Origin of the sequence: Amycolatopsis bullii, from assembly GCF_014654205.1 — a bacterium.
In the GTDB taxonomy this organism is placed as follows: Bacteria; Actinomycetota; Actinomycetes; order Mycobacteriales; family Pseudonocardiaceae; genus Amycolatopsis; species Amycolatopsis plumensis.
The window spans coordinates 42,364-50,673 of record NZ_BNAW01000063.1 but is presented as its reverse complement, the minus strand read 5'-3'; the positions used below and the strand labels follow the sequence as shown (position 1 = coordinate 50,673).

The 8,310-nt window shown below is 74.3% G+C and carries 9 protein-coding genes; 6 read left to right on the top strand and 3 right to left on the bottom strand.

What is annotated here, in order from left to right; all coding sequences use genetic code 11:
• The 4 genes from IE317_RS39880 to IE317_RS39865 form a co-directional block, all read left to right on the top strand.
• Positions 1-329 (top strand): MauE/DoxX family redox-associated membrane protein (locus tag IE317_RS39880; RefSeq protein WP_373309231.1); only part of this gene is annotated, 329 nt, incomplete at its 5' end.
• Between the two features lie 348 nt (positions 330-677).
• Entirely contained in the window at positions 678-1,511 is an 834-nt protein-coding gene (locus IE317_RS39875; protein ID WP_191316551.1) for an ABC transporter ATP-binding protein, read from the top strand.
• Positions 1,512-1,531: 20 nt separating this feature from the next.
• Positions 1,532-2,509, top strand: coding sequence for an ABC transporter substrate-binding protein (locus IE317_RS39870; RefSeq protein WP_191316550.1), 978 nt, complete (start codon positions 1,532-1,534; stop codon positions 2,507-2,509).
• Between the two features lie 2 nt (positions 2,510-2,511).
• Positions 2,512-4,599 (top strand): iron ABC transporter permease, encoded by a 2,088-nt coding sequence (locus IE317_RS39865; RefSeq protein WP_308443423.1) that lies wholly within the window; start codon positions 2,512-2,514, stop codon positions 4,597-4,599.
• A gap of 10 nt (positions 4,600-4,609) precedes the next feature.
• Here IE317_RS39865 and IE317_RS39860 read toward each other — a convergent pair whose 3' ends face one another.
• Positions 4,610-5,098 carry a MarR family winged helix-turn-helix transcriptional regulator gene (locus tag IE317_RS39860; protein ID WP_191316549.1) on the bottom strand — a complete coding sequence of 163 codons (489 nt, stop codon included), beginning with the start codon at positions 5,096-5,098 and terminating at the stop codon, positions 4,610-4,612.
• 64 nt (positions 5,099-5,162) lie between these two features.
• Here IE317_RS39860 and IE317_RS39855 point away from each other — a divergent pair, with 64 nt between their 5' ends.
• Positions 5,163-5,552, top strand: coding sequence for a DUF6069 family protein (locus IE317_RS39855; protein WP_191316548.1), 390 nt, complete (start codon positions 5,163-5,165; stop codon positions 5,550-5,552).
• Here IE317_RS39855 and IE317_RS39850 read toward each other — a convergent pair.
• Positions 5,518-6,372, bottom strand: coding sequence for a hypothetical protein (locus IE317_RS39850; protein ID WP_191316547.1), 855 nt, complete (start codon positions 6,370-6,372; stop codon positions 5,518-5,520). The genes IE317_RS39855 and IE317_RS39850 overlap by 35 nt on opposite strands.
• Before the next feature lie 44 nt (positions 6,373-6,416).
• Complete coding sequence (locus tag IE317_RS39845) at positions 6,417-7,016, bottom strand: TetR/AcrR family transcriptional regulator (RefSeq protein ID WP_229903167.1); 600 nt, start codon at positions 7,014-7,016, stop codon at positions 6,417-6,419.
• A gap of 61 nt (positions 7,017-7,077) precedes the next feature.
• On the opposite strand from IE317_RS39845, the gene IE317_RS39840 reads away from it, so the two are divergent.
• Positions 7,078-8,286: an alpha/beta fold hydrolase gene (locus tag IE317_RS39840; RefSeq protein WP_191316546.1), complete on the top strand. Its 1,209-nt coding sequence runs from the start codon at positions 7,078-7,080 to the stop codon at positions 8,284-8,286.
• The last annotated feature ends 24 nt before the right edge of the window (positions 8,287-8,310 follow it).

Below are 8,310 nucleotides of genomic sequence, written 5' to 3'. Positions count from 1 at the left end.
CGCGATGTCTACCGGCCGCCACGGTTCTGCCCGCCACCGCGCAAGCGGCGCTGTACTGCGTTTTCGCCGGGTACGCGGCGGTGCTGCGGACACGGCGGCCGGGCGTGCCGTGCGGGTGTTTCGGCGCGGAGAAGGTGTCGTGGGTGGTGGTGTGCCGGGCGGTCGTGCTCGCCGCGGGCAGCGCCGGGTGCGCGGTGCTCGGCGCGCCGGGACCGGGCCCGGACCGCTGGGCGTGCGTGGCCGCCGGCGTGGTCCTCGCGATGGCGAACCACCTGATTCCGGCGTGGCGCGCAGCCGGCGGCCGAAAACCCGGCCGCGCTTTTCGATGATTCTTCCACGGTTCGTGGACCGCCGATTGTTCGCCGGAAAATCACCGGCGGGTGTCCTTTTCATGCCCTATCGGGGAATGCGGACGCCCGCCGCGCGCAGCTCGGCTTCGAAACGCCCCGCCGGGCAGCACCGCCGGCGAGCCGACTCACGGCGGTTCGTCCACCCGCTCCCCGCGGGCGGGCGGGCCCGGGGCCGCGCCGGCATCCGGCGGCGGCCGCGCCGATCGGGAGGCGAAGACGGCGGACGAACGCGGCGCCTTCGGTACCGGACGACCCGAACGCGACGGTGTCCGGATTGTGCCGTCCGCCACCTTGTTACTTAGGTAAGCCTGACCTTATGGTCCTCCTGTGTCCCTCGTCCCCCACCCCGCCGGCACCGGTGTCCACGCCCGTGCGGTCGACGTCGCCTACGGCACCGACGTCGTCGTGCGTGCCGCGTCCGTCTCCCTGCACGCCGGGACCGTGACCGCGCTGATCGGCCCGAACGGCAGCGGGAAGTCGACGTTGCTGCGCACGCTCGCCCGGCTGCACCCGCCGGTCGCCGGCTCGGTCGCCTTCGCCGACGGCGCCGACCTGCGCGCACTGTCCGGAAAGGACGTTGCCAAGCGGATCACCCTGCTGTCGCAGCACCGGACGGCGCCGGGCGGGGTGTGCGTCCGGGAGCTGGTGGAATACGGCAGGCACCCGCACCGGTCGCGGTGGAGCGGCCGGGACCCCGGTGGCCCCGCCGCCGTCGCTCGCGCGCTGGAGCTCACCGGCCTGTCCGCCCTCGCCGACCGGCCGGTGCAGGCCCTCTCCGGCGGGCAGGCCCAGCGGGTGTGGCTCGCCGCCTGCCTGGCCCAGGACACCGCGCTGCTGCTGCTCGACGAACCCACGACCTACCTCGACCTGCGGTACCAGGTCGAGATCCTCGACGTCGTCCGCGACCTCGCCGACCGGCACGGTGTCGGGGTCGGCGTGGTGCTGCACGACCTCGACCAGGCCGCGGCGGTCGCCGACCGGGTGCTGCTGCTCGAAGGCGGCCGGGTCACCGCCGAGGGCGCCCCCGCCGACGTGCTGACGCCGGAAAACCTCACCCGCGCCTACGGCATCCGCGTGGAGGTCGTGACCGATCCGGCCGACGGGCGGATCCACACCCGCGCGGTGGGCCGCTTCAACGACGCGCGCACCGCGTCGGTCTGATCCGAGGAAACAGGAGAAACATGCGTATCACCCGGCTGCTGCTCGGCCTGTCCGCGGCCGTCACGTTCTTCGTGGCGGGCTGCGGCACCACCGAGGCCCCCACCGGCAACGCGGCCGCCACCGGTGGCGCCGGCCCTGTCACCGTCGTCGACTCGCGCGGCAAGGAGGTGAAGCTGGCCCACCCGGCCCGGCGCGTCGCGGCGACCGAGTGGAACGCCGTCGAGCACCTCGTGTCGCTCGGCGTCATGCCGGTCGGCGTCGCCGACATCAAGGGCTACGGCCAGTGGGTCAGCGCCGAGAAGCTCGACGGCACCCCGAAGGACATCGGCACCCGCGGCGAACCGAGCCTCGACACGCTCGGCTCGCTGGGCCTGGACCTCGTGGTCGTCACCGACAGCGTGACCGAAGGAGCCCTGGACCAGATCGAGGCGAAGGTCCCGGTCATCGTCATCACCGGAGGCAACGCCAAGGACCCGATCGCCGGGATGTACGCCAACCTGGACACCATCGCCAAGGCGACCGGGACCGAATCCCGGGCCGCGCAGCTGAAATCCGCATTCGAGCAGAAGCTCACCGCCGGGCGGTCCGAAGTGGAGAAACTGGGCGCCCTGGGGCAGAAAGTCGCCTTCTCCGACGCCTACGTCACTTCCGGCGCGGTCAGCATCCGCCCGTACACCAAGGGCGCGCTGGTGTCCGCGGTGTTCGGCAGGCTCGGCCTCGAGACGGCCTGGCCGATGGACGGCGACGCGGTCTACGGTCTCGCGCAGGCCGACGTCGAAGGCCTGACCAAGCTGCCCGACGTGCGGTTCTGGTACCTCGCCAACAACGCCGAGGGCGACCCGTACTCCCAGCAGCTGGCCGGCAACGCGATCTGGCAGAACCTCCCGTTCGTCAAGAGCGGCAAGGTGCACCGCTTCCCGGACTCCCTCTGGATGTTCGGCGGGCCGAAGTCCATGGCGCAGTTCGTCGACGCCGCCGTCGACGCATTGAAGAACTAGCTGTGGTCACGCTGACCGAGCCGCCCGTGGCCGCCGTCCGGCGCCGCGGGCGGCTCGCGCTGCTCGGCGGCGGGCTCGCCGCGCTCGTCCTGCTGGGTTCGGCCGTGCACCTGACGCAGGGCACCGCGAACCTGGACACGCTGGACGTGCTGCGGCTCGTGTTCGGCGGCGGCACCGGCGACACGGCCGCGGTGGTCGTCGAATCACGGTTGCCGCGCCTGCTCGCGGCGCTGGTCGTCGGGAGCGCGCTCGGCGTGGCCGGCGCGGTGCTGCAATCGGTGTCCCGCAACACCTTGGCGTCGCCGGACACCCTGGCCGTCAACGCCGGGGCACACCTGGCTGTCGTCGCCGTGGCCGCCTTCGGCGTCTCGCTGCCCCTGCTCGGCGCGACCGGGATCGCCTTCGCGGGCGGGCTGGCCGCGGCGGCGGTCGTGCTCGCGCTGTCCGGCACCGGCGGCACCGGGATCGTGCGGCTGGTGCTGGCCGGGACGGCGATCGCACTGGCCCTCGTCTCGGTCACCCAGGTCCTGTTGCTGTTGTACTCCCAGGAAACGCGCGGTCTCTTCGCCTGGGGCGAAGGCTCGCTGGAGCAGAACGGGCTCGCCGGCGTCCGCACGCTCGGCCCGGTCGCCGGCGTCGCGCTGGCCGCGTTGCTCGGCATGGCCCGGCGGCTCGACCTGATCCACGCCGGCGACGACCACGCCAGGACGCTGGGTGTCCACATCGGACGCGTCCGCGGCACCGCGATCGCGCTGGCCGTGCTGCTGGCCGCGACGGCGGTGACCCTGGCCGGCCCGATCGGGTTCGTCGGCCTCGCCGCGCCGGCCGTGGCCCGGCTGCTGGCTTCCGCGGTGCCGGGCCTGCACCGGCACGCGGCCCTGCTGCCCTGTTCGGCGGCGCTGGGCGCGGTTCTCCTGCTGGGCGCCGACGTGCTGCTCCGCGCGATCATCGGCCCGCAACGCGCGCTGGAGGTGCCGACGGGCGTCGTCACGACGATCCTCGGCGCGCTCTTCCTGGTGGTGCTGGCCCGGACGGCCCGGATCACCACCGCGACCGCCGAACCGCCCGCGGCCGGCGCGCGGGGCGGGGTGAACGGGGGCCGGTACCGTCTCGTGCTGGGCGTGCTGGTACTCGGGGTGCTCGGCGCCGCCGTCGGGGCGGTCCTGCTCGGCGACGCGAAACTGCTGCTGGGCGACGTCGTCAACTGGGTGACCGGCCGGGCGGGCCCGATCGTCACCGGGGTGCTGGACACCCGCGTCCCCCGCGTCGCGGCCGCCCTGCTGGCGGGCGCGGCACTGGCGCTGGGCGGCGCGCTCACCCAGGCGGTCGCGCGCAATCCGCTGGCCGAGCCCGGAATGATCGGGGTCGTCGGCGGCGCGGGCCTCGGCGCGGTCGCCGTCATCACGGCCGTGTCCGGGGTCGGGTTCTGGACCCTGACCGGGTCCGCCGGCCTGGGCGCCGCCCTCGCGATGGCCCTGGTCTTCGCCGTGGCGGCCCGGGGCGGCTTCGCCAGTGAACGCCTGGTGCTGATCGGCTTCGGCGTGCACGCGGCGGCGCAGGCGCTGGTGACGCTGCTGATCACCCTGTCCGATCCGTGGAACGAGACCAAGGCGCTGACCTGGTTGGGCGGCTCGACCTACGGCCGGGCCTTCCCGCACCTGGTGCCGATGGCGCTGGCGCTGCTGCTGGTGGTGCCGGTGCTGGTCCGCCTGCGGCGGGAACTCGACCTGCTGTCGCTGGACGACGAAACACCGCGGGCGCTGGGCGTGCCCGTGGCCCGGACCCGGTTGCTGCTGCTGTCGTGCGCGGTTCTGCTGACCGGCGCGGCCGTCGCGGGTATCGGGGTGCTGACGTTCGTCGGGCTGGTCGCCCCGCACGCGGCCCGCGCGCTCGTCGGCAGCCGGCATTCCCGCCTGCTGCCCGCCGCGGCGTTGCTGGGCGCGATCGGCGTCTGCGCGGCCGACACCGCCGGCCGCACGGTCATCGCCCCGGGGCAGCTCCCGGCCGGCCTGATGACCGCGATCATCGGCGCGCCCTACTTCGTGTGGCTGCTGTACCGCCACCGCACGAAGGCCGCCCGGGGACGCTGAACCCGCTGCCCTACTCCGGCTTGAGGATCTCCGTGGGCAGCCCGAGGGTCTCGACGATCCGCGCCACGGCGTCGCCGACCCGCACGAAGTCGTCGCCCAGCGGATCCGTCACCAGCCGGCGGACCGTGGCGACGTGCGCGGGTGCCGAGGCGGCCAGGTGCGCGCGGCCGGCGTCGGTCAACGTCGCGGTCGTGAACCGGCGGCCCTGGCCGGTGCGGACCTCGCGCGTCACCCACCCGCGGTCCTCCAGGCGCGCCACGGCGTGCGAGATCCGCGGCAGCGACCCGTTGGCCATCTCCGCGATCTCGCTCATCCGCAGACTTTCCCCCGGCACGGCGGACAGGCGCGCCAGGATCATGTAGCCCAGCAGCGTCAGGTCGGCGTCGCGCAGCAGCTGGCTTTCGAGCGCGCCCGGCAGCGTGAGGAGGACCTTCGCCAGGTTGATCCACGCCCGCCGCTCGTCTTCGCCGAGCCAGCGGACCGGCTCCTCTCCACTCACGCCTTGACTTTAACACGCAACCCAACCTACCGTCTGGGTTGCGTGTTAAAGTCAAGGAGGAGCGATGACCACCATCCCCCGGCGCACCACGACCACCGCTCTGCGTCTCGGCTTCGCCTTCCTGGCGGCCGCCGCGGCGAACACCGGCATCGCCCTCGGGGCGCTGGCGCTCGACGACGGCGGGATCGCCATGGGCCTGTCCCCCGCGGTCTACCTGCCGGCCACCGCCGTCGGGCTGCTGCTGGGCACCGTCGGCTGGTTCGTGCTCGCCCGCCGGGCACCGCACGCCCTGCGCGTGGTCGTCCCCGCGGTGCTCGTGCTCACCTGGGTCCCGGACCTGCTGCTGTTCACCGCGGGCGCCACCGCCGCCAACGTCTTCGGCCTGATGCTCATGCACCTGGTCGTCACCACGGCCGTCGTCACGGCGCTGCGCCCGACCCTGGCGAACCGCTAGCCCACCGGGCCGCCGAGAGGATCGTGCGGGAGCTCAGCCTGCCCTTTTCCGGTTCCCGCCCGGCCTGCCCGGCGGCCACCGCGGCGGTCAGCGCGCCGACGGCGTCCTCGGGCCGGTAGATCGTTTCCAGCAGCGTGAACCGCTGCAGCTCGGCGACGGTGGCGGCGCCCCGCCGGTCCAGTTCCGCCAGCAGCGCCCGCCGCAGCGGCAGCAGCTGCGGGGTGAGCGAGATGTCGACCAGCGTCCCCTCGGCGTCCGCCGGGTCGCGGTACCGGATGCCCGCGAACTCGTCCGCCGCCCACAGCTCGGTTTTGAACGTCGCGAGGTGCCGGCTGTCGGCGGTCGCGAACACCAGGGCCCGCGCGGTCCCGTCGTCGGCCACGAGGTCCACGGCGACCGCGCACCCGAGCCCCGCCGCCCGCAGCCGGTCCCGGTGATCGGTGCCCGGCTCGGCCGAGAGCAGGACCTCGTGCGCCTTGCCGCGCACCAGGCCCGGCGGCCAGGGGCCGCACAGGTGCGCCAGCATCGGCCCGGACACCTCGACTTCCCGGAGATCACCCGCCGTCCGGACGGCCAGCCCCGCCGGAGCCCCGCCCGGCGCGGGCCGGCCGACGAGCACCACGGCCAGGGGGTGCTCGGCCAGCCGGTCGGCGAACTCCCCGAAGACCCGGAAGGCATCGGCGGCGAACTCGCCGCATTCGACGTAGGTTCCGCCACGCGGCGACCGCAGCACGGTCGCGGTCCAGGCGTCGAGGTACCGCACCAGCACGTCCCGTTCGACGGAACCGTGCGGGTCAGGACGCCCGACGCGCTCGGCCACGCTTCCGGTTGTACCGCACTCGCCGTCCGGTCACCAGACACGCCCTAGGTGAGGCCGAGCGCCCGCGAAAGCTGAGTGGTCCACCAGCGGAGCTGGGGGCCGCTCGTCGCGGCCGCCCGGCCGGTGACGCCGGCGCTGCGGCGGAACACGGGCCCGTAGAGCGACTCGGCGACGAGGGCCTGGTGGAGTGCGGCGACGGCGAGCCTGGTGTCCTCGACCGGGACGCGCACGGCGTCGGGCCGCAGTGCGTGCAGCGCGTCGACGACCGGGGCGAGCATCCCCGAGCCCCGGTCCCGCCACCCGGCGGCGTGCAACGCCACCGCCAGTTCGCCGTAGCCACCGCGGTAGAACGCGGCCAGGGCTTCGACGAGCTCCCCGAGATCGGCCCCGCGGCCGAGCCAGGACGCCAGCACTTCCCCGACTCCGGCGCGGATCTTCCGGCCGCCGTGCCGCAACAACGCTTCCAGGAGGTGGTCGCGGCTGCCGAAGTGGTGGTGGACCCCGGCGTCGGTCATGCCGACGCGGGTGGCGACGGCCCGGACCTGGACGGCGGCGACACCCCCTTCGGCCAGGAGCCGCTCGGCCGTGTCCAGGATCAGGCGCCGGGCCTCATCGGGAGGGCGGCGCACCCGCGAAGACGTCACACCGCACCATACCTTGACCAGCCAAGGTATGTTACCTTGACGTCACAAGGTAGGGGGGCTCATGGTCGAACTCACCGGCACCGGGGAGCGGCGCATCACGCGCCCGGACGCGGTCCTCCGCGGACAGGAGACCGGCGCCGGCCCGGCCGTTCTGCTGCTGCACGCCGGCGGCGAGCGGCGGCGGGTCTGGACGCCGGTCATCGAGGTCCTCGTCGACGCGGGGTTCCGGTGCGTGGCCTTCGATCAGCGCGGCCACGGGGACAGTGACGGCGCCCCGCGGACGCTCGCGCTCTGTGCGGACGACGTCGCCGCCATGCTCCACGCCGAACCGCCGGGGTGCGTGGTCGTCGGCGCCTCGCTGGGCGGGCTCGCGGCCATCGCCGCCTTGGACGATCCGGCGGTCCGCGCCAGGGTGGCGGGTCTGGTGCTGGTGGACGTCGTGCCCGGCCTGGATCCCGGCCGCGTTCGCGGCTTCCTCGCCGCCGGCGGCCTGCTCGGCACCCACGCGCCACTGGTCGACGACGTGCTCGACCAGGTCCCCCGGCTGCGGGAGAGCACCGCGCGGCTCGACCGGCCCCTCCTGCTGGTGCGCGGCGGCACCGGCTCACCCGTCACCGACGACGACGTCGACCGGTTGCGGCAGCTGGCTCCGCACACCGAGGTGACCCGCATCCCCGGCGCCGGGCACCTCGTCGCCCGGGACCAGCCGGTGGCGCTGGCCGAAACCATCGCCGCCGCCACCGCCGAGTGGCCGGCGCTCGCGTTCCTCCGCGATCTCGGCGCGGAGCAGGTGGGCCACCCGGGCGGAAACCTCCTCGACCACCTCCGGCGCGTGGCCGGCCAGGTGACCGAGTGGGGCGGCAGCCGGCGCGTACGCCTCGCGGCGCTGTGCCACGCCACCTACGGCACCGACGGCTTCCCGCACCCCCTCCTGCCCCCGGATCGGCGAGCCGGCCTGCGCACGGCCATCGGCCACGACGCCGAAGCCCTCGTCCACCTGTACGACGCCTGCGATCGCGGCCGGACTTACGCCCACCTGGGTGCAACCCCGCTCCCGCTCACGAACCGGTTCACCGGCGAGGTCACCCCGTTGGCGGACGAGGACCTTGCGGACTTCGCCCTGCTCACCATCGCGAACGAACTCGACGTGGCTCGGAATGCTCAGCTGACCGCCGAAGCCCGTGGTGCCATCCGGGGGCTCATTGTCGCGTTGGGGGCTTATGTTCCCGACCTCAGCAGCCGGGCCCTCGCCGATCCGTCCCTGAACTGACCGCCCGACGACAAAGGAGGCCTC

Excerpts from the sequence above, each read along its gene's own strand:
- IE317_RS39870 (WP_191316550.1), top strand. The coding sequence starts at position 1,532 with ATGCGTATCACCCGGCTGCTGCTCGGCCTGTCCGCGGCCGTCACGTTC.
- IE317_RS39855 (WP_191316548.1), top strand. The coding sequence starts at position 5,163 with ATGACCACCATCCCCCGGCGCACCACGACCACCGCTCTGCGTCTCGGC.
- IE317_RS39840 (WP_191316546.1), top strand. The coding sequence starts at position 7,078 with ATGGTCGAACTCACCGGCACCGGGGAGCGGCGCATCACGCGCCCGGAC.